This window comes from Neptuniibacter marinus (genome assembly GCF_001597725.1).
Lineage (GTDB): Bacteria > Pseudomonadota > Gammaproteobacteria > Pseudomonadales > Balneatricaceae > Neptuniibacter > Neptuniibacter marinus.
This window is the reverse complement of sequence record NZ_LUTR01000002.1, coordinates 111,041-130,557: the sequence shown is the minus strand read 5'-3', so window position 1 is coordinate 130,557 and position 19,517 is coordinate 111,041. Positions and strand designations below refer to the sequence as shown.

The following is a 19,517-nucleotide window of genomic DNA, read 5'->3' as shown; positions in this document are numbered from 1 at the left end:
ATAGGCTATTTACGATAAATTGTTTCGATTAGATGCCAGCCAAATTTAGTTTTTATCGGCCCATGAACAATATGCAGCGGCTTTTTGAAGACCACATCATCAAAAGGTTTCACCATCTGGCCGCGACGGAATTCGCCAAGATCACCAAAACGTTTGGCGGAAGGGCAAAAAGAGTGCTTTTTAGCTAATTTCCCAAAATCAGCCCCTCGCTTTAATTGCTTTTTTATTGCTTCCGCTTGATCTTGTGTTTTTACCAATATATGCCGTGCGCAGGCGCGATTAGCCATGACTCTACCCCTTAAAATGTATCTTTTTATTTTACTGCAAAAGGCTGTTAATTGCAGAAGGATTCTATGAACGTGAAGACTGCGCTCGCAGTACTGATAGTGTTGCGGTGAGTGTTTCGCTAATAGGGGCGTTAATTTTCAAGTTGAGTAACGGGTCGGCGCGAGTAATGCCTAGATTAAGTGCGGCGATAGGTTTGTTCCATTCTGCGGCTTTTTTGCAGAACCTGAAACCAGAATAAACCATGAGTGAGCTTCCAATAGTGAGCAAAGCATCAGCTTGTTCCAGTGCATCCAGTGCGCTAAAGACTGTTTCTTTAGGTACATTATCGCCAAAGTAAACAACGTCAGGTTTTAAAATGCCCCCACATTGAGCGCAGTCAGGCACTTTAAAGTGTTTAAACTGATCGGTTTCTAAGTCGGCATCGCCATCAGGTTTTGCTGTTGCCTCAAATATCTCAAATTGAGGGTTTTCCTGCGCGCTGATTTCATGGATATAGGTTCGATTGTAGCGCTGCGAACATTGCATACACTTTACTTTGTCGGAACGCCCATGCAGGTCGATAACCTGATGGCTTCCTGCTTTTTGGTGTAAGCGGTCGACATTTTGTGTAATCAGCAAATGGATATGGCCCATTTTCTCTAGCTTAGATAGGGCTAAGTGGGCGGGACTGGGTTGTGCATCGCGAATCATTGGCCAGCCGAGTAAACTCCGTGCCCAATAACGCTGACGGGCATAATGGCTGTTCATAAACTCCTGGTGTTGTACGGGAGCTGAGTGCTGCCAGTTACCCTGTTTATCTCTGTAGGCGGGGATTCCCGAGTCCGTGCTTACACCTGCGCCCGTCAGTACGACTAAGCGTGGGTGCTGGTTAATAAACTCGGCGAGCTGCTCTGCGTAGGTTGAGATATTCATCAAAATTGACTCGTAAACGGTATCTGTAGTCTACCTTATACGAAAAAACCGCGCTCTTGGTTTAGAGAGCGCGGTTTTATGTGTCATTCAGTCGCTATGAGTAAAACTAATTATGCACCAAATTTTGCTTTGGCTTCGATGCGGCGACGGTGCAGAACCGGTTCTGTATAACCGTTTGGTTGCTTGCAGCCTTCGATCACAAGTTCGCAGGCAGCGGCAAAAGCAATGCTGTCGTCAAAATTAGCAGCCATAGGGCGGTATAGTGGATCGTTTTCGTTCTGGCGATCAACAACGGCAGCCATGCGTTTCATGGTTTCCATTACTTGCTCTTCAGAGCAGATACCATGACGTAACCAGTTAGCAATATGCTGGCTAGAGATACGCAGTGTTGCACGATCTTCCATTAAGCCAACATCGTTGATGTCTGGTACTTTTGAACAACCTACACCTTGATCGATCCAGCGAACAACGTAGCCTAAGATACCTTGTGCGTTGTTATCCAGTTCCTGTTGAATCTCTTCAGCAGACCAGCTTGGGTTAGCTTCAACTGGGATCGTTAGAATGTCGTCTAAATTTGCACGAGGACGTGATTTTAGTTCATCCTGACGGGCAAAAACATCTACCTGATGGTAATGGGTTGCATGAAGAACAGCAGCGGTTGGTGAAGGTACCCATGCGGTATTCGCGCCCGACATAGGATGACCGATCTTAGCTTTCAGCATGTTTGCCATTTGATCAGGAATTGGCCACATACCTTTACCGATCTGTGCACGACCTTGTAGACCACAAAGCAAGCCGTTATCAACGTTCCAATCTTCGTAAGCACCAATCCAAGAGGCGGCTTTCATGTCTCCTTTACGGATCATTGGGCCAGCTTCCATGGATGTATGTATCTCATCACCGGTACGGTCAAGGAAACCTGTGTTGATGAATACCACGCGCTCTTTTGCTGCGCGGATACACTCTTTTAGGTTGACAGTTGTGCGACGCTCTTCATCCATGATGCCCATCTTCATTGTGAAGCGTGCAAGGCCAAGCATATCTTCGATACGAGCAAATAGTTCGTTAGCAAAAGCAACTTCTTCAGGACCATGCATCTTAGGTTTTACGATGTAGGTGGAGCCCGTTGTTGTGTTACTAAACTTACCAGTGCCTTTCATATCGTGGATGGAGATAAGTGTTGTAATAACACCATCCATAATCCCTTCAGGGATTTCATTACCGTCTTTGTCCAAGATCGCTTCGTTAGTCATTAGATGACCTACGTTACGAACGAACATTAAACTACGACCTTTAAGGGCGATTTCGGAACCATCTAGTGCAGTAAATTCACGGTCTGCATTAATGCGGCGAGTAAAGGTTTTGCCCCCTTTACTTACTTCTTCAGTAAGATCGCCTTTCATTAGACCTAACCAATTGCGATAGATAACAACTTTGTCATCGCCATCAACAGCAGCAACAGAGTCTTCGCAATCCATGATAGCAGTCAGGGCTGCTTCCATGATGATATCTTTAATGCCAGCGGCATCTTCTTTGCCTGTTTGGCTGTCACGGTCGATCTGAACTTCAAAATGTAGACCGTTATTTTCAAACAGAATAGACAGTGGTGCAGATGTCTCGCCTGTATAGCCGATAAGTTTTTGGGTATCTGCTAGTGTTGTTGTGTCGCCATTAGTCATAGCAACAACTAGCTGCCCATCAACAATAGTGTAACCGGCTGAATCTTTGTGAGAGCCTGTGGCTAAAGGTACTGCCTGATCAAGAAAATCGCGAGCAGCGGCGATAACTTTTGCGCCACGTGCTGGGTTGTAACCGGCAGTTCTCTCGGCTCCATTCTCTTCTGAAACAGCATCAGTACCGTAGAGAGCGTCGTAAAGACTTCCCCAACGGGCATTTGCTGCATTCAATGCAAAACGCGCATTCATGACAGGAACAACAAGCTGAGGGCCAGCCATCGTTGCCATTTCAGGGTCAACGTTTTCTGTTGTCGCGGTGAAATCTTCACCTTCAGGCAATAGATAGCCGATCTCAGATAAGAAGCCTTTATAGGCTTCTAGATTGAAAGCTTGACCTTGGCGTTCGCGATGCCATGCGTCGATCTGCTCTTGGATTGCATCACGTTTAGCGAGAAGATCGCGATTTTTAGGTGCTAAATCGTGAACAAGGGCATCAAAACCAGCCCAAAACTGTTCGCTAGTTACGCCAGTGCCTGGCAGTGCTTCATTGTTTACGAAATTATATAGAGACTCTGCAACTTGAAGGCCGCCGCTCTGTACCCTTTGACTCATAATTACTTGCCCCAGTTATATGTTCCGACAGTCCAGGTGCGAGGCAACCGTGAACTGAGTGGAGTAGAAACTGCTTTTGATTGCAGTTGTCATTGTGCAATGCAACAGTAGCTTAAAGAAGAAAAAAAGTCGCCTAACTAGACCCTAAAGTATGATAAGTACGCCTTATATTCGTTATAAGTTAAGCGAATAGTTATCGTGATAAGCTAGAGTTAAGGGAGTAACTTATTGTTTTTATACAGGGCTATTTCCAAAGTTTTTCCTTCAGGAGTGTATATGGGTTTGTTCAAACGAGACTTATTGATTAGGAACTTACCTGCCTACACGGATGCAGCAGAAGGAGTATTGAATGATCAACTTAGGGCTTATTTGGAAACTTATCAGCTGATGCCGTTGGTAAGTCGATCTAAATACAGAATAGGTCGCATTAGGCTGGATGGAATAGAGGTGACCCTTCAGTCCTATTCGCAAGAAGAGAGCGTTTGCCGAGGAACGGTCATTGTTCTTCATGGGTATATGGATCATGTCGGACTGTATAAATGTCTAATTGATAGGTTACTCAGTGATGGCTTTGATGTGCTGTGTTACGACTTAAGTGGCCACGGTTTGTCGGATGGGGATCCTTTATCCGTGGAGGACTTTAAACATTATGCGACTCAATTAGCGGACCTGATCGCTTTTGTAAAATCCGATATTAGGGTGCCTTTGCATTTGATTGGGCAAAGCACCGGAGGGGCAGTCATCATGGCTCATCAATTGTTATTTACAGATGAAAATATGTTTCCTATTGGTGAGAGAGTTTTATTGGCGCCGTTGGTTCGTTCATCCTCATGGCGCGCCATCCAGCGAAAATTTCGTTGGCTTAAATATATAGTGAAAAAAGTGCCTAGAGGTTATAGCAACAACACCCATGACTTGAAGTTTCGGCAATTTATTAACCAAGAGGACCCTCTGCAACACAAAGAGATACCCGTGAATTGGGTGGGAGCTATGTTGGCATGGGGACGCTGGATTGAATCTCATGAATCCGTGAATGGCGTTATTCACATGATTCAAGGAACCGATGATGACACGGTTGATTGGCGTTATAACCTAGCTATATTAGAGCGTTTGTATCCAGAATTGGAGCTAACGTTGATTAACGGTGCAAAACACCATTTAGTGAATGAAACCGAAATCTATCGAGATGAAGTGTTTGAAAAAGTGGGGCAGATTTTTGATCGTTGGGAAAACAAAAACGGGCGCTTGTAACGCGCCCGTTATATCCGCAGCTGATGAGTAGCTGCGTTTTGTTGTTTGTTTTATTAAAACAAACGGCGGCAACGGATGGTGCCTTCGATCTGTTTTAAGTTTTCTAACGCAACTTTAGAACAATCAGCATCTACATCAATTACAACGTAGCCTACTTTTTCGTTTGTTTGTAGGTATTGGCTGCTCACGTTTACACTGTTAGCAGAGAAAACATTGTTAATCGATGCCATGATGCCAGGTACATTGTTGTGAACGTGTAGCAAGCGGTGAACATTTGGATGCTCTGGCAGTGCTACTTCAGGGAAGTTCACAGAGGTAATTGAAGAACCGTTATCACTATATTTGATCAGTTTTTCAGCTACTTCGTAGCCAATGTTTTCTTGTGCTTCCATAGTAGAACCACCGACGTGAGGCGTCAGAATAACATTGTCATATTTACGTAGTGGGGAGATGAACTCATCATTGTTAGAGCGAGGTTCAACTGGGAATACATCGATTGCTGCGCCTAACAAACGGCCTGAATCCAGCGCGTCACATAGATCATCAATCACTACAACGGTGCCGCGAGCGGCGTTTAAAAAGATAGAGCCTTGCTTCATTTCTGCAAACTGGGCTTCACCCATCATATCTTTAGTTGATGCAGTTTCAGGAACATGTAAGGTAACAATATCACTAATATTCAGCAGTTCTTTTAACGATCCCACTTGTTTTGCATTACCAAGAGACAGTTTTGTAACAACGTCATAAAAGTAAACGTCCATGCCCATTGCTTCAGCAATAACACTTAACTGTGAACCGATGCTGCCGTAGCCAACGATACCTAGTTTTTTACCACGAATTTCGTAAGAGTTTTTAGCCGATTTCTGCCATTCTCCACGGTGAGCTTTAGCACTTTTTTCAGCAACGCCACGAAGCAATATAATCGCTTCAGCAATGACTAATTCTGCTACAGAACGAGTGTTTGAGAAAGGCGCATTAAAGACGGCAACACCATTCATGGTTGCTGCTTCTAAGTTCACCTGGTTGGTGCCGATACAGAAACAACCTACAGCTACTAATTTTTTAGCAGCATCAAAAACTTTATCTGTTAGCTGAGTGCGGGAACGAATACCAATGAAGTGAACATCTTTTACACGGGCGATCAATTCGTCTTCTGGTAGTGAGCCAGTTAAGAATTCGATATTGGTGTAACCATTCTGATTAAAAGTGTCCACCGCAGATTGGTGTACGCCTTCTAGTAGCAAGATCTTGATTTTGCTTTTATCAAGAGAGGTTGTATTACTCATGGTAGTAGCTCTTTAATTGCGTGGTGATCGCCTATAACAGGTGCGCCACAGGTTTAGTCGCTGAAAATTTATGCGGGCATATTATCACAGCCTAAGTTGAAAAGGATGAATGAACAGTCCAGATTGCGGGAAAAATATTCAACTTAAGTTGAGGCAGATTGTATTGAATAAGGAAATTGTCAAATTATGCCCGCCAACTAAAAGCGAAAGATTGTGCGATTCTTTTAGTCGGCAGGTGTTCTATAGCTAGGGAATTATTTAGCTATAGAAGCATAGGTAAGCAGTAGGTTGTTCAACTTTTAGTTGGAAGCTTTGATTAGCTGCTACTTTAAATTCAGTACCTGTCGGAAACGATTGGAAGGTTTCAGTACCTGGAAGCTTAACAATAAGTTCGCCGCTGACAACTTTCATTAATTCATCTTCACTGGTGCCGAATTCATATTCACCAGGCGCCATCACACCGACTGTTGCTTTACCTTCAGTGTTTGTAAAACCAATCGATTTGACGGTTCCGTCGAAGTACTCATTTACATCCAACATTATCGTAATCTCCTCAAATTTTCGCGAATCATAGAGATAAAATAAGGTTGCTGCAAGCTGAGTGTTTAGCGGGCTTTATCTTGTTATTTCTTCTCTTGGCTATGTTCTAAAAGAAATTCCACAAAGGTGCGGTTAGCATGTGACAGGTAACCCCCTTTACGCCAAGCAATAGATAGATCAAGCCATACGGATTTGGTGAAGGGCCTAGCTACGAGGTCGGGTTCATCTTGAATAACCATCTCCATTAAGGTGGAGATAGCAAACCCCTGCTTTACAATTGATTTAATGAGCGGGATTAGATTGGTTTCAAAGCTGATATTAGGTGTGACATTTGATTCGGCGGCAATACGGTCGACAACGTTACGATGGAAATACCCGCTGTTAAACATGACCAGCTCTTCGGCGAAGAGCTGTGGATAGCTAATGCTCTCTAATGCGGCGAAGGGGTGGTCTTTGGGGCATACCACCATCATTTGTTCACGTAGGAATACTTTAGTTTCCAAAAAGTCAGAGGTTGTTTCATCTACAATCACCGCTAGGTCTAGCTCACCGGTTTCAAGTAGTTGCTGCAGCTTCCCCGCCCCACCATCGATAACGGTGAGGTTTAATTGTGGGTAGCGGTAACGAAAAGCCATCAGTATGGGAGGGAAATGATAGGATCCCAACATACTAGGTATACCAACACGGACATCACCTTGGATTAAACCTTTTAACTCCTGCATCTCCAGTAATGCATCCTCTGTTGCCTGCAGTATTTTGCATGCATGCTGATAGAGGTGTTGGCCTTCATCGGTAAGGCTGATTTTTCGATCCTGTCGATGGAATAGGGTGAGCTCTAACTGGGCCTCTAGCTTTTTTATGGCCATGCTGATTGCGGGTTGGGCTATATGAAGATGTTCGGCGGCTTTTGTAAAGCTGCTGAAGTCGGTGACGGTTTTGAAGTAGGTCAGGTGTTTTATATCCATGTATAATATTTTCTTATGAAATCAATAAAAAGTATATATTTTTATTATCATCTGCTGATTGCTAATCTGCACCCATAATTAGAGGTGCAAAGATGATAGAAGTAGGTACAGCCCAGTTTTGGCGAGCTACATTGGCGTTATGTTTAGGCTCATTTATGGTTTTCTCCAATGTCTATATTACTCAGCCACTTCTTCCTATGTTGGCGAATGAATTTCAGATAACACCTTTGCAGGCGAGCTGGAGTTTAACTGTTACAACCCTCACTTTGGGTATATCTTTGCTGTTTTTTGGGCCGATCTCTGATGCTATAGGCCGTACACAGTTGATGCTAGGGAGCATGGCAGGTGTTGTTTTGTGTAGCTTTGCTTTGTCTCAAGTTAGCAGTTTTGAGCAGCTTGTATTGTTAAGAGCTATACAAGGGGTTTGTTTAGCAGGTTTACCCGCTATTGCTATCGCCTATATGGGGGATGAGTTTGGACGAAATGCAGTAAGGGTTGCGGTTGGTTTATATATTAGTGGTAATACACTCGGAGGCATCGGTGGGCGGTTGATCGGCGGTTTTATTGGCGATTGGCTGGGGTGGCAGGAAGCTTTTGCATTGATGAGTTTAATCAGCTTCATCTGTTTAAGTGTTTTTGCTTGGATGTTACCTATGTCTGAAAACTTTTCGCCAACCCTGTTACGTCCTAAGCGCGTCTTCGCTGATATTTTATCTCATTTGCAGAACCCATTGTTGGTGTTGGCATATATTATTGGTGGGTTAAATTTCTTTATATTTATTAATCAATATAGTTATGCAACCTTCCTGTTAGCCGAGGCGCCTTTTAATCTCCCTGCTAGTTTATTAGGTATGTTGTTCCTTACCTATTTAAGCGGTACATTTGGTTCAGCTATTTCTGGCAATATAGCGGCCAAAATACCTCAACCATTGGTGATTGCACTTGGTTGTTTAGTTTTAATGCTGGGAACTCTCGTTACGCTTGTTCCTTCATTATGGACGATTATAATTGGTTTCCTAATTAGTGCTTTTGGCTTTTTTGTTGCCCATTCAAGCGCTAGTAGCTGGGTTAGCCAAAACGCGCGGTATGCACGTGCCACGGCGTCTTCTATTTATCTTGTATTTTATTATTTAGGTGCGAGTAGCGGCGGCTTTTATCTCGATCCTTTTTGGCATTGGCTTGGCTGGCATGGTGTTGTTGTCGGGTCTTTAATTGTACTGACATTAACCTTTATTTTATCTGTGGGATTGTATCTGCGTTCGCGCCTCTCTCTAGCTACTGGGCAAGGGTGCGGGTAAACTTAGCCGATAAGCTGGCCTTTGGAATAGTTGGGGAATATTGATGAGTTATCAGCATTGTTTTATTGACGGTACACCTACAGGTTTACCGACAGGTAAAGTGGTTTGTGTGGGGCGCAACTATGCTGATCATGCAGCTGAGCTAAATAATCCTATTCCTACTGAGCCGATGTTGTTTATCAAGCCATCAACGAGCGTGGTTGATATGGCTGAGCCTTTTATTGTTCCTAAGGGGTATGGTTCAGTACACTTTGAGACCGAGATGTCTGTCTTAATAGGTGAACGTTTAAGTCATGCATCGGAAGGGGAAGCGTTAGCTGCGATTGCTGGTATTGGTTTGGGTTTAGATCTTACTTTACGAGATTTACAAGCTAAGCTGAAAGATAAGGGCCATCCTTGGGAAAAGGCAAAAGGCTTTGATGGGGCTGCGCCTTTATCAGCTTTTGTAGCACCTAGCCGTGTTCCTGATTTGCAGAATGTAGATATCAAGTTGATAGTTAATGGTGAAGTACGTCAGTCGGGTAATAGTTCACATATGTTGAATCGCGTTTTACCCTTGATTAGCCACAGTAGTGAGTTTTTTACCTTAGAACCAGGAGATGTCATTTTGACGGGTACGCCTGCGGGTGTTGGGCCTATCTTGTCGGGAGATCAATTGGAGGTGTCATTGGCTGATCTTCTAAATATCTCTACACGTGCTATCTAATAATGTTTCCGCTTTATCGGAGATTTGTTTTTTTAGCGCTACTGAGTTGTACATTTGCTGCCAGTGCTGATTATCGCTGGCAGCAGCCCAGTTATTTAGTACAGGCTTTTACTCAGGTTGCGCTACGTAATGAGTACTCGCAGCAAGGGCGTGTGGTTCGCCGTTGGGAAAAGCCTATCCGTGTATGGCTGGATCACAAGGTTGGCGATAAAAGCCTACATGCTGACTTAGTGCGTATGCATGTTACCCATCTATCTTCGTTGATGCAGCATCCCATTAGTTTTGTGTCCTCTCCTGAGCAGGCTAACCTGAAAATTGTGTTTACTCAGCAGCGTGACTGGGCTGAACAGATTGGTCAGCTTTTTGGTGAAAAGGCGATAAACGTCATGCATGGGGCAGTTTGTATGGCTAACTTTCGTGTTAACAGCAGGTATGAAATAGAGAGCGCAGCTATTATTATTCCTGTAGATCAAGCGCGAATGCATGGGAAATTAGTGACTTGTATTGTGGAAGAGATTACTCAAGTGATGGGGTTGCCAAATGACTCTGAGGCAGTTTACCCCTCAATTTTCAATGATAAGACACCTGAGAGTTTGCTTTCCGGCTTAGATGGTTTGCTACTTAAAATGCTGTATAGCCCTGAACTAAGAAGTGGTATGACTGAGCGCGATGTGAAACCCTTTTTAAATAAATTAATTCGTAATTGGCAGAATGACGGTACAATTAAAACTGCAAACCGTGATATTCGATCCGGTGAGCTTTACCCCCTTTTAGGCTATTAAGGAGATCGCCATGTTATGGGTTAAAACCTTTCATATTCTTGCGATGACAAGTTGGATGGCGGGGATCTTCTACCTTCCTCGTATTTTTGTACATTATGTTGAAGGCCGTGAAGCGGGACAAGATGTTACGCGTTTAGAGGTTATGGCCGGTAAGCTTTATGGCTTCATGAGTATTATGGCGCTATTTACGCTAGGTTTGGGTTTATGGTTGTGGCTGGGTTATGGTTTTAGTGGTGGATGGTTACATGCCAAGCTTGTTTTTGTGGTTTTGTTAATTGGTTATCATCACTGGTGTAAAGCATATCTGAAGAAGATGAGAGCAGGGGCTTTGGATCGGAGTGGGCGTTATTTTCGTTTATTTAACGAACTACCATTATTGATCTTTATACCTATACTTATTTTTGTTGTTGTTAAACCTTTCTAAGAGATTTAAGTAGTGAGTATGGCTAAGGTTAGCTCTTAACCTTAGCTGCTATCTTGGCGCTTAAGCGCTCTACGCGCTCTCTTAAAACGTCTATCTCGCTGTAAAAGTTGTTGATTTCAGGACGAGTAGGGATCAGCTTAACCTCCTCTTTTAGATATTCATCCAGATTCTGAATGACGCTTAGGCCTGCGTTTTTGTACCCGTTTTTTTTCCAAGTAGCATAGATGGCTAATTGGTGAGCCGGTAGCTCTCCAACTAAGTTAGCAAGCATGCCCTCCCAGTCAATGAGTGTATCGGCCAAAATCTCTTGTAAGCGTGTTGCTAGAGCTGTATCCCCTGAAAGCTGAATTGTTTTGCCAAACATGGCATCTACTCGGTCTTTAGTTGCCAAAAGCTTAAGGAAGTCGATAGCCTGTCCACTCAGCGTGGCGTCGGGTTTGTCGTTATAAATCGATTGGATTTGGATTCCATCGGTATTAGGGAGTAGAAACAGGTTAAGTCTAGGGTTTGTTAATTCTACGGCGATAACTTTACCGCTTAAACGTTCGAGATGTTGTAGTGTGATCGGGTCACGCTGTAATAATTGGTTGCATGCCTCTTCTGCTGTTGTGAAGAGGGTTGCTTGTAACATCTCGATCATTGGGAGGCCTTTAAGGTTTAATGCCTGTATGCAGAGCGACAATGCCACCAGTCATGTTTTGATATTTGCAGTTTGTGAGTCCTGCATTTTGCATCATCGATTTGAGTGTTTCTTGATCGGGATGCATACGGATGGATTCGGCAAGGTAACGATAGCTTTCCGCGTCTCCAGCTATCATGGAACCCATCTGAGGTAAGATGTTGAAAGAGTAAAAGTCGTAAGCTTTAGTTAGTAATGGATTGTCAGTTTTAGAAAACTCTAGGACCATTACTTTTCCGCCAGGTTTCAACACGCGGGCCATTGAGCGTAATGCCGCATCTTTGTCCGTTACATTGCGTAGGCCAAACGCGATTGTAATAACATCGAAGGTATTATCAGGAAAAGGCAATGCTTCTGCATTAGCTTGCACAAACTCGACATTGCCTGTTACGCCTTTGTCCATCAGCTTATCGCGGCCAACTTTTAACATGGAGTCGTTGATATCTGCTAATACAACTTTTCCCGTTGGACCAACTAAGCGTGAAAAACGCATGGTTAAATCACCGGTACCACCTGCAATATCTAAAACAGTATTGCCTGTACGTACACCGCTTTGCTCTATAGTGATACGTTTCCAAAGGCGATGAACACCTCCCGACATCAGATCATTCATCAAGTCATATTTGCCCGCTACGCTGTGGAATACATCAGCAACACGTTGAACCTTCTCTTCTTTTTTTACGTCTTCGAAGCCGAAGTGAGTCGTGTCGTCATTGCGCTGGTCGGTCATGTTTAGATGTCCTGATGATGGTCTTAAATATGAATGCTGGAATTGTACCTATATGGAGCGGTATTGTCTTGGGAATGTATTCAAGAGTTATTACTCTTAAATCGCTTAGCCCCGACCAATGGCGATAAGCCCACCATCACGACTTTCGCCTGCAGCTTGGAGTTTTTCAAGGTAGGTTTGCCAGTACTGATCACGATTGTACGCTAGATCATGTAGGCAGTCCCATGTGTAAAGGCCACTATCATGACCATCGTCAAAGACAATTTTAAGTGCGTAGTTGCCGGTTGGGATAAGTTCTTTAATTCCTACCAGTTTTTTACCTGTTTGCAGTACGCCATTACCTATCCCGTGGCCCCTAACTTCTGCCGAGGGTGAGTGGACTCGAAGATACTCCGCTGTTAACTCGAACTTATCTTTTCCATATGTTAATTCCAGAGTACGAGATTTTTTATGTAATTTAATCTCGTTAGGTAATGGCGTTTTTGGCATGTGGATCTCCTTGTTGCTAGAGGATGTAGTGACTTAAGTCTTCATCCTGACTCAACTCGCTCAGTTGTTGGTCAACAAAGGCTTTATCTATCTTAATGGATTGACCTGAGCAATCTGAAGCTGAGAATGATAACTCTTCTAGCAAGCGTTCCATCATTGTATGTAGGCGTCTAGCCCCAATGTTTTCGGTGCTTTCATTTACTTGAAAAGCAAGTTCTGCAATACGGTGAATACCGTCATCGGTAAATTCAACATTTACGCCTTCAGTTTTTAGTAGGGCGATATATTGTTCGGTAAGCGATGCATTTGGCTCTTTGAGAATGCGGCGGAAATCATCTGGCGTAAGTGCTTTTAATTCAACGCGAATTGGTAAGCGGCCTTGGAGTTCAGGAATGAGGTCTGATGGTTTAGATAGGTGGAATGCGCCCGAAGCAATAAATAGAATGTGGTCTGTTTTGATCATGCCGTATTTAGTGCTTACAGTGCAGCCTTCAATTAAAGGTAGTAAGTCACGTTGCACGCCTTCACGAGATACTTCACCACTACTATTCGAGCCGTTTTTGCAGACTTTATCTATTTCATCTAGAAAAACGATTCCGTGTTGTTCAACTAACTCAACCGCACTCTGCTTGAGCTCATCCTCTTTCACCATACTAGCCGCTTCTTCATCGGTTAGCATTTTGAAGGCTTCTTTTATCTTCATGCGACGAGATTGTTTTTTGCCACCACCCATGCCAGAAAACATATTTTGTAGCTGGTTGGTCATCTCTTCCATGCCTGGAGGTGCCATTATCTCAACGCCCACTTGGGGTTGGGCTACTTCGATATCGATCTCTTTGTCGTCTAGCTGGCCTTCACGAAGCTTTTTACGGAAAACTTGGCGAGTAGCGCTGTCTTCCCGTTCGGCAGGGGATTGTTGCTCGCCAAAGTTTGCAGGACGGGCGGGTGGCAATAATGCATCTAAAACGCGCTCTTCAGCTGCTTCTTCAGCTCGAAAACGAACTTTCTCCATCTCCTTTTCACGCAGGAGTTTGATGGACATGTCGACAAGATCACGGATAATGGTTTCTACATCGCGTCCAACGTAGCCAACTTCAGTAAATTTGGTTGCTTCGATTTTTATAAATGGCGCATTAGCTAGCTTAGCTAAGCGACGTGCAATCTCTGTTTTACCTACACCGGTTGGGCCGATCATTAAGATGTTTTTAGGTGTTACTTCGGTGCGCAATTCATCATTTAATTGCATACGGCGCCAACGGTTACGTAGGGCAATAGATACCGCTCTTTTTGCTTCATCTTGTCCAATAATATGGCGATCCAGCTCGGATACAATTTCGCGTGGGGTCATGTTAGACATATCTTATTAGTTTCCTTAGCTGGCGACAGAATCAAGTTCTTCAATCGTTAAGTTGCCGTTGGTGAAGACACAGATCCCTGCGGCAATATGCAGGCTTTTCTCAACGATCTCTTTTGCGTTTAAGTCAGTATTATCAACGAGTGCACGTGCAGCCGCTAACGCAAAGTTGCCGCCAGAACCAATTGCAATGACGCCATCTTCCGGTTCAATAACATCTCCGCTCCCGGAGATTAAATAGGTTTTTTCTTTGTTAGCAACGAGCATTAGGGCTTCTAAACGGCGTAGTACTCTATCGCTGCGCCATTCACGTGCTAAATGGATTACCGCATTGACGATATTGCCTTGGTGTTTTTCAAGTTGCTGTTCAAATAGATCACGTAGTGTAATCGCATCAGCGGTAGAGCCTGCAAAGCCTGTTATGACGGCGTGTTTAGCGAGCACATTCACTTTTTTTGCGCTGCCTTTCATTACGGTGTTGCCTAAAGATACTTGGCCATCACCGCCGACTACTACTTTGTCTCCACGACGTACGGATACAATCGTTGTCATCTTCTGCTCCTAATGGGAGATTTAATTACCAATAACACGCAAAAAACGATGTGGAGGGCGTGATATTGCTTTCTTTAAGGGGTTTACAGAAAGATGGTGACGCTGAGATGAATTTCAAGGTTTAATTGACTAAAAAGCCCAGCTTTATCGCTGGGCTTTCTCGTTTGTTTCTGTATTGCGCCTTATTGCTTGATGCGCAGAGGTTGGATATTGAGTTGCACAAGCTTATCGTAGGCTTTAGATAATTTAGATCGATTATCAAAAGGCCCTAAACGAACTCGATACCAAAGGGTACCGTCTTTGTTTTTACTGGTATCTGTATGGACATCTGGCAAGCCTTGCAGGATGAGTTGTGCGCGCATTCTTTCTGCATCAGCCTTCACTTTGAAAGAGCCTGCCTGTAAAAGGTATTTGTGTTCAGACTTCGCGTTTTTAGGCGTTGATTTATAAGCGTCAACCTTGACGGTTTCTACTTCACTCTCTTTTAGCATTTCGTAAAATTCGAAGCGGTTGGTGTTCTCTGTCGTAGTGGCTGCCGTTGTTGATTTCTCAACTACAGGCGCTTTACTTTCGGGTGCTTTTTTTACGCTGGGTTTAGGAGCCGAGTGATTAGCTATAGGTGTTGTACTCGGATCCCTATCGATTTGGGTGAGTTTGAATAATCCATAGCCTAGGCCTCCCAGTAAGATAAGGGTGATTGCAAGTAGACCTGTAGGAAAGCGCTTTTTGGCTTTAGCGGGCGCTTTTTTAGTAGAGGGTCTAGAGCGGCTAGCCGAAGCTGCGCCGCGTTTGTTTTTTGCATAGTCCTTACGGGAGGCCATAGTGTTACATCTGCTCCGGTGCGGTAACGCCAAGTAGATCTAAGCCGTTTGCTAAAACATGACGCACGGCAACGGCCAGAGTTAGGCGTGCATTACGTAGGTTTTCATCATCGACTAAGGTTTTTTCTGAATTATAGTAAGTATGGAAATCACCGGCTAGATCACGTAAGTAGTTGGCGATCTGGTGAGGCTCGCGGGCGCTAGCTGCATTTTTTACCACTTCTGGATAGCGTCCAAGGTTGATAACCAAGTTCTTTTCAGATTCTAGTTCTAAGCAAGATAGAGCTGCTTTACCTGTTTCAAGATCCCAGTCTAAATTGTTCTCGGCGAGTTTGCGGAAAATGGAGCAAACACGGGCGTGGGCGTATTGAATATAGTAAACCGGATTGTCTGCGGATTGAGAGCGGGCAAGATCTATATCAAACGTTAAATGACTATCTGATTTACGCGCTGCCAAGAAGTAACGAGTAGCGTCACGGCCGACTTCATCGATTAGGTCTCGCAGGGTTAGGTAGCTGCCTGCACGTTTGGATATTTTTACCTCTTCTCCACCGCGCATGACGGTAACCATCTGGTGAAGTACGTAATCAGGCCAGCCTTTAGGAATGTCTGCTTTAAGTGCTTGAAGGCCTGCGCGGACGCGAGTAATCGTGCTGTGATGATCGGCACCTTGTTCATTTAATACGCATTCAAACCCACGTTGCCATTTGTCCAAGTGATAAGCAACATCTGGTACAAAGTAGGTGTAGCCGCCATCTTTTTTGCGCATTACTCGGTCTTTGTCATCACCAAAATCGGTTGTACGTAACCAAAGTGCGCCACCGTCTTCGTAGGTATAGCCATTTTTTATCAGTTTTTGTACCGTATGTTCTACTTTTCCTTCCTCATAAAGGGAGGATTCAAGGAAGTAAACATCAAAATCTACCGCAAATGCTTTTAGATCGAGGTCTTGTTCGCGTCTTAAATAGGCAACAGCGAAATGGCGAATTGCTTCTAAATCTTCAGAATTTTTTGTCCCGGTAAAGGATTGGTCTTCAGATTTAACGGTATCGCCGCGCATAAAGCTTTCGGCCAAATCGATAATGTAATCGCCACGGTAGCCATCTTCAGGCCAGCTTGCGTCATCAGGCGTTAGTCCTTTGCAACGAGCTTGCACAGAGAGAGCTAGGTTGTTGATCTGTTGGCCCGCGTCATTGTAATAAAATTCACGGGTCACATCCCAGCCATTGGCTTCCATGAGGCGGCAAAGGCAATCGCCTACAGCGGCGCCACGACCATGACCTATATGTAAAGGGCCGGTTGGGTTTGCTGAGACGAACTCGACCTGAACTTTACGTCCCGCACCATCAGCGTTGCGGCCATAGCTCTCTTTTTGATCCAAAATTGTGGTCAGCAAGCTGTTGGTTGAAGCTTCACTAATGAAAAAGTTAATAAAGCCTGGTCCTGCTATCTCGGTACGCGTTAGGTTGTCAGATTGAGGCAGGGCATCAACCAGCTTTTCTGCTAATTGGCGAGGGTTGCTACGCGCAGGTTTAGCTAGGGTTAGGGCAATGTTAGATGCGTAATCACCATGTGATTTGTCACGTGTGTTTTCAACCATGATATTTGGTTGTACATCTTCCGGCAAAGTGCCATTTTCAATCAGTGTTTTTAGGGCAGAATCGATAAGTCCTGCAATAACTTGTTTCATTAGCGTACATATACCGTTTGGATGAATCGGTGGGCCTGAAGGCGGTTTTGATTTTAGCAAGGTGAGTATTACGCTCTTGCGGCTATCATCATCGAAGTTAGGCCTCTAAAGAACCGCGTATTATCCCTGTAAATCAGAATTTTGTTAAGAGGTAGAAGGGCTCTTTGGTTTAAAAAGTATCTGCAGGATCTACATCTATGGACCAGCGGACCTTTCTGGACTCTTTGTTTTGTTCCAAATACCAGCATAAATTAGCTAAAAGTTGGTGGAGTATTTTTCTGTTTTCAGCATAGATCATAAGCTGGGCACGGTGCATGCCTGCTCGTTTTTCCATAGGTGAAGGGAAGGGGCCTATCCAGTGAACGTTTTCAGGGAGAAGAAGGTCATCTTCCAGTTGTTGTCTTAGCGCGGCTAAAAATGATTCTGCTCGATACTGGGTTGTTGTTTCTGCGCGAAGCAAAGCATAGTGAGTATAAGGTGGAAGTTTCGCTGCTTTGCGATTCTGAAGTTCTTCCAGTGCAAAGGCGCTGTAGCCATGCTCGACAAGCGTTTGTAAAATAGGATGGTCGGCATGATAGGTTTGCATTAAAACTGTACCAGGATCTTCAGCCCTACCAGCGCGCCCAGCTACTTGGAGTATGAGTTGTGCGGTTCTTTCCATGCCGCGAAAATCAGCACTAAATAGACCGCTGTCGGCATTAATAATTGCAACTAATGTTACTTTTGGAAAGTGGTGGCCTTTAGCGAGCATTTGCGTGCCGACAAGGATGCATGGATCGCCGGAGTTAACTTTGTCCATAATGTCATGCATGGCATTTTTTCGCTGAGTGCTATCTCGGTCAACGCGAATGACGGGGAAGTCAGGGAAAAGCTTTTGTAATGCTTGTTCACTACGCTCGGTACCTACGCCTACTGGCTGTAATTGATCGCTGTTACACTCGGGGCAAACCCGTGGGATGCCTTGTTGTTTGTCGCAATGATGGCAGTGAAGATGTGGCGGTTCTCTGTGTAATGTCATATGGGCATCGCAACGACTACAGTCGGCTATCCAGCCACAGTCGTTACAGCTTAAAGTGGGAGAATAGCCGCGGCGATTTAAGAATACGAGCACTTGGGTGCCGTTATTTAAATGTTGGCCGATTGCGCTAATTAATTGTGCTGAAAGCCCTTCGCTTAATTTCTCTTGGCGTATATCTAATAGTTTAAATGTAGGTGCTTGCGATGTGCCTGCGCGCTGTGTCATTTTTAGCCATTGGTAGCGGCCTTCTTTTGCATTATGTAATGTCTCTAAGGAGGGCGTTGCGCTACCTAGGATGATAGGAATATCTTCTGCGCGGGCACGCATCACTGCGAGATCTCTGGCTGAATAGCGAAAGCCATCCTGTTGTTTAAATGAGGCATCGTGTTCTTCGTCAATAATGATAATGCCCGGATGTTTGAGTGGCGTGAAAATAGCGGAGCGTGTCCCTATAACTATTTTTGCGACTCCCTCTCTGGCTTGTAGCCATGCGTCGAGTCTTTGTCGGTCGGAAAGGTTTGAGTGTAGTACCGCCATAGGTAGATTGAATCGCTGCTTAAAGCGCATAACAGTCTGCGGGGTTAGACCTATTTCAGGTACCAATACTAGGGCCTGCTTACCTTCGCTAAGGGCCTTTTCAATTGCTTGTAGATAAACTTCTGTTTTACCTGAGCCGGTAACACCTTCGATTAAGCTGGCGGTAAAACCGGATCGTTTGTTGAGCTGAGTTAGGGTGGATTGCTGCTCTTCATTTAGTGTTAGTGGGGCTTCATGTAAAACTTGATCGTGATGTGACTTATGAGGGCGATGGAAAGACTCTGCTAGCTTTTTTTCTTCAAGGGAGCGTAGTGTGTTGAGGGTCCCGCCTTCTGCTTTGATTGCGTCTAGGCTAATGCCTGAAGGGTGTTCCTTAAGTAGCTTAAATAATTCGATCTGACGGACTGCGTTGGTTTTTAACGTGCTAATCTGAGCATTAGTAGTGGTTCGCCAAAGTAGTTCGTGTTGATATTCGCAGGCTTGCCCTTTTCTTAGTAGTACCGGCAGTGCTTGCTGTAAGGCATCACCTTCGGGGTGTTGGTAATAGGATGCCGCCCAGCGCGCTAGTTTGAAAAGGTGGGCGGGAAGGGGAGGGGTTTCGTCTAATACTTTTTTTGCGCGCTTGAGTTTGCTTATCTCGAACTGTGTTTCAGTGGTTGTCTCAACTAAAATGCCAATTAAGTCGCGGTTGCCAAAAGGGACGAGTACTCTTAGTCCAGGCTCGAATGAAGGTTGTTCTGATCCTGCGGGAGGCAGATAATCAAACAGTTTGCGGAGTGGGCTAGGTATGGCAAGGCGTAATATGATCATAATTGTTTATCGTTGCTCACTTTTTAAACGCTTTTAAGTTGATAAGCTGTATCTGCATGCGTATAATCCGCCGCCTACTTAACGTACCGGTGATTTT

Annotated in this window: 19 protein-coding genes; 5 read left to right on the top strand and 14 right to left on the bottom strand. The window is 44.4% G+C overall.

Annotated elements, in window-relative coordinates:
- Positions 1 to 5: 5 nt before the first annotated feature.
- The 3 genes from A3774_RS02485 to A3774_RS02475 form a co-directional block, all read right to left on the bottom strand.
- Positions 6 to 287: a peptidylprolyl isomerase gene (locus tag A3774_RS02485; RefSeq protein ID WP_067862701.1), complete on the bottom strand. Its 282-nt coding sequence runs from the start codon at positions 285 to 287 to the stop codon at positions 6 to 8.
- Positions 288 to 351: 64 nt separating this feature from the next.
- Positions 352 to 1,200: an NAD-dependent protein deacetylase gene (locus A3774_RS02480; protein ID WP_067862699.1), complete on the bottom strand. Its 849-nt coding sequence runs from the start codon at positions 1,198 to 1,200 to the stop codon at positions 352 to 354.
- A gap of 110 nt (positions 1,201 to 1,310) precedes the next feature.
- Positions 1,311 to 3,488, bottom strand: a complete 2,178-nt coding sequence (locus A3774_RS02475) for a malate synthase G (RefSeq protein WP_067862697.1) — start codon at positions 3,486 to 3,488, stop codon at positions 1,311 to 1,313.
- 276 nt (positions 3,489 to 3,764) lie between these two features.
- Between A3774_RS02475 and A3774_RS02470 the strand changes: the two genes are divergently transcribed.
- Positions 3,765 to 4,739 (top strand): alpha/beta hydrolase, encoded by a 975-nt coding sequence (locus tag A3774_RS02470; protein WP_067862695.1) that lies wholly within the window; start codon positions 3,765 to 3,767, stop codon positions 4,737 to 4,739.
- Positions 4,740 to 4,792: 53 nt separating this feature from the next.
- Here the strand turns inward: A3774_RS02470 and serA are convergent, their stop codons facing one another.
- The 3 genes from serA to A3774_RS02455 all read right to left on the bottom strand — a co-directional run bounded on the left by serA (position 4,793) and on the right by A3774_RS02455 (position 7,530).
- Positions 4,793 to 6,025, bottom strand: coding sequence for a phosphoglycerate dehydrogenase (gene serA / locus A3774_RS02465; RefSeq protein WP_067862693.1), 1,233 nt, complete (start codon positions 6,023 to 6,025; stop codon positions 4,793 to 4,795).
- A 258-nt stretch (positions 6,026 to 6,283) separates the two neighbouring features.
- Positions 6,284 to 6,565, bottom strand: a complete 282-nt coding sequence (gene ppnP, locus A3774_RS02460) for a pyrimidine/purine nucleoside phosphorylase (protein ID WP_067862691.1) — start codon at positions 6,563 to 6,565, stop codon at positions 6,284 to 6,286.
- An 83-nt stretch (positions 6,566 to 6,648) separates the two neighbouring features.
- The gene (locus tag A3774_RS02455) at positions 6,649 to 7,530 is read right to left on the bottom strand and encodes a LysR family transcriptional regulator (RefSeq protein ID WP_067862689.1); all 882 of its coding nucleotides are present in this window, start codon (positions 7,528 to 7,530) and stop codon (positions 6,649 to 6,651) included.
- A gap of 92 nt (positions 7,531 to 7,622) precedes the next feature.
- Here A3774_RS02455 and A3774_RS02450 point away from each other — a divergent pair, with 92 nt between their 5' ends.
- Genes A3774_RS02450 through A3774_RS02435 form a run of 4 tightly spaced genes read left to right on the top strand, consistent with a single transcriptional unit; the run spans position 7,623 to position 10,740 of the window.
- Positions 7,623 to 8,828: an MFS transporter gene (locus tag A3774_RS02450; RefSeq protein ID WP_067862687.1), complete on the top strand. Its 1,206-nt coding sequence runs from the start codon at positions 7,623 to 7,625 to the stop codon at positions 8,826 to 8,828.
- Between the two features lie 43 nt (positions 8,829 to 8,871).
- On the top strand, positions 8,872 to 9,534 hold the full coding sequence (locus A3774_RS02445; protein WP_067862685.1) for a fumarylacetoacetate hydrolase family protein: 663 nt from the start codon (positions 8,872 to 8,874) through the stop codon (positions 9,532 to 9,534).
- A 2-nt stretch (positions 9,535 to 9,536) separates the two neighbouring features.
- Entirely contained in the window at positions 9,537 to 10,316 is a 780-nt protein-coding gene (locus A3774_RS02440) for a DUF2927 domain-containing protein (RefSeq protein ID WP_067862684.1), read from the top strand.
- A 10-nt stretch (positions 10,317 to 10,326) separates the two neighbouring features.
- Positions 10,327 to 10,740: a CopD family protein gene (locus A3774_RS02435; RefSeq protein WP_067862681.1), complete on the top strand. Its 414-nt coding sequence runs from the start codon at positions 10,327 to 10,329 to the stop codon at positions 10,738 to 10,740.
- A gap of 28 nt (positions 10,741 to 10,768) precedes the next feature.
- On the opposite strand, the gene A3774_RS02430 is transcribed toward A3774_RS02435, so the two are convergent.
- From A3774_RS02430 to A3774_RS02395, 8 genes are all read right to left on the bottom strand, one after another.
- Positions 10,769 to 11,380, bottom strand: a complete 612-nt coding sequence (locus tag A3774_RS02430) for a ubiquinone biosynthesis accessory factor UbiJ (protein ID WP_067862679.1) — start codon at positions 11,378 to 11,380, stop codon at positions 10,769 to 10,771.
- Positions 11,381 to 11,390: 10 nt separating this feature from the next.
- Positions 11,391 to 12,149: a bifunctional demethylmenaquinone methyltransferase/2-methoxy-6-polyprenyl-1,4-benzoquinol methylase UbiE gene (gene ubiE / locus A3774_RS02425; RefSeq protein WP_067862676.1), complete on the bottom strand. Its 759-nt coding sequence runs from the start codon at positions 12,147 to 12,149 to the stop codon at positions 11,391 to 11,393.
- A 105-nt stretch (positions 12,150 to 12,254) separates the two neighbouring features.
- Positions 12,255 to 12,638 (bottom strand): gamma-butyrobetaine hydroxylase-like domain-containing protein, encoded by a 384-nt coding sequence (locus tag A3774_RS02420; RefSeq protein ID WP_067862675.1) that lies wholly within the window; start codon positions 12,636 to 12,638, stop codon positions 12,255 to 12,257.
- Positions 12,639 to 12,654: 16 nt separating this feature from the next.
- Positions 12,655 to 13,995, bottom strand: a complete 1,341-nt coding sequence (hslU, locus tag A3774_RS02415) for an ATP-dependent protease ATPase subunit HslU (protein WP_067862674.1) — start codon at positions 13,993 to 13,995, stop codon at positions 12,655 to 12,657.
- Between the two features lie 15 nt (positions 13,996 to 14,010).
- Positions 14,011 to 14,544 (bottom strand): ATP-dependent protease subunit HslV, encoded by a 534-nt coding sequence (hslV, locus tag A3774_RS02410; protein ID WP_067862672.1) that lies wholly within the window; start codon positions 14,542 to 14,544, stop codon positions 14,011 to 14,013.
- A 182-nt stretch (positions 14,545 to 14,726) separates the two neighbouring features.
- Positions 14,727 to 15,365 carry an SPOR domain-containing protein gene (locus A3774_RS02405; protein WP_067862670.1) on the bottom strand — a complete coding sequence of 213 codons (639 nt, stop codon included), beginning with the start codon at positions 15,363 to 15,365 and terminating at the stop codon, positions 14,727 to 14,729.
- 4 nt (positions 15,366 to 15,369) lie between these two features.
- Positions 15,370 to 17,055: an arginine--tRNA ligase gene (gene argS / locus A3774_RS02400; protein ID WP_067862669.1), complete on the bottom strand. Its 1,686-nt coding sequence runs from the start codon at positions 17,053 to 17,055 to the stop codon at positions 15,370 to 15,372.
- A 169-nt stretch (positions 17,056 to 17,224) separates the two neighbouring features.
- The gene (locus A3774_RS02395) at positions 17,225 to 19,420 is read right to left on the bottom strand and encodes a primosomal protein N' (RefSeq protein WP_067862667.1); all 2,196 of its coding nucleotides are present in this window, start codon (positions 19,418 to 19,420) and stop codon (positions 17,225 to 17,227) included.
- Positions 19,421 to 19,517: the final 97 nt, after the last annotated feature.

Coding starts and splice junctions, on each gene's coding strand:
- hslU (WP_067862674.1), bottom strand. CDS start 13,995: ATGTCTAACATGACCCCACGCGAAATTGTATCCGAGCTGGATCGCCAT.
- A3774_RS02480 (WP_067862699.1), bottom strand. CDS start 1,200: ATGAATATCTCAACCTACGCAGAGCAGCTCGCCGAGTTTATTAACCAG.
- serA (WP_067862693.1), bottom strand. CDS start 6,025: ATGAGTAATACAACCTCTCTTGATAAAAGCAAAATCAAGATCTTGCTA.
- A3774_RS02405 (WP_067862670.1), bottom strand. CDS start 15,365: ATGGCCTCCCGTAAGGACTATGCAAAAAACAAACGCGGCGCAGCTTCG.
- A3774_RS02420 (WP_067862675.1), bottom strand. CDS start 12,638: ATGCCAAAAACGCCATTACCTAACGAGATTAAATTACATAAAAAATCT.
- hslV (WP_067862672.1), bottom strand. CDS start 14,544: ATGACAACGATTGTATCCGTACGTCGTGGAGACAAAGTAGTAGTCGGC.
- A3774_RS02395 (WP_067862667.1), bottom strand. CDS start 19,420: ATGATCATATTACGCCTTGCCATACCTAGCCCACTCCGCAAACTGTTT.
- A3774_RS02450 (WP_067862687.1), top strand. CDS start 7,623: ATGATAGAAGTAGGTACAGCCCAGTTTTGGCGAGCTACATTGGCGTTA.
- A3774_RS02430 (WP_067862679.1), bottom strand. CDS start 11,380: ATGATCGAGATGTTACAAGCAACCCTCTTCACAACAGCAGAAGAGGCA.
- A3774_RS02485 (WP_067862701.1), bottom strand. CDS start 287: ATGGCTAATCGCGCCTGCGCACGGCATATATTGGTAAAAACACAAGAT.
- argS (WP_067862669.1), bottom strand. CDS start 17,055: ATGAAACAAGTTATTGCAGGACTTATCGATTCTGCCCTAAAAACACTG.
- A3774_RS02440 (WP_067862684.1), top strand. CDS start 9,537: ATGTTTCCGCTTTATCGGAGATTTGTTTTTTTAGCGCTACTGAGTTGT.
- ppnP (WP_067862691.1), bottom strand. CDS start 6,565: ATGTTGGATGTAAATGAGTACTTCGACGGAACCGTCAAATCGATTGGT.
- A3774_RS02470 (WP_067862695.1), top strand. CDS start 3,765: ATGGGTTTGTTCAAACGAGACTTATTGATTAGGAACTTACCTGCCTAC.
- ubiE (WP_067862676.1), bottom strand. CDS start 12,149: ATGACCGACCAGCGCAATGACGACACGACTCACTTCGGCTTCGAAGAC.
- A3774_RS02455 (WP_067862689.1), bottom strand. CDS start 7,530: ATGGATATAAAACACCTGACCTACTTCAAAACCGTCACCGACTTCAGC.
- A3774_RS02475 (WP_067862697.1), bottom strand. CDS start 3,488: ATGAGTCAAAGGGTACAGAGCGGCGGCCTTCAAGTTGCAGAGTCTCTA.
- A3774_RS02435 (WP_067862681.1), top strand. CDS start 10,327: ATGTTATGGGTTAAAACCTTTCATATTCTTGCGATGACAAGTTGGATG.
- A3774_RS02445 (WP_067862685.1), top strand. CDS start 8,872: ATGAGTTATCAGCATTGTTTTATTGACGGTACACCTACAGGTTTACCG.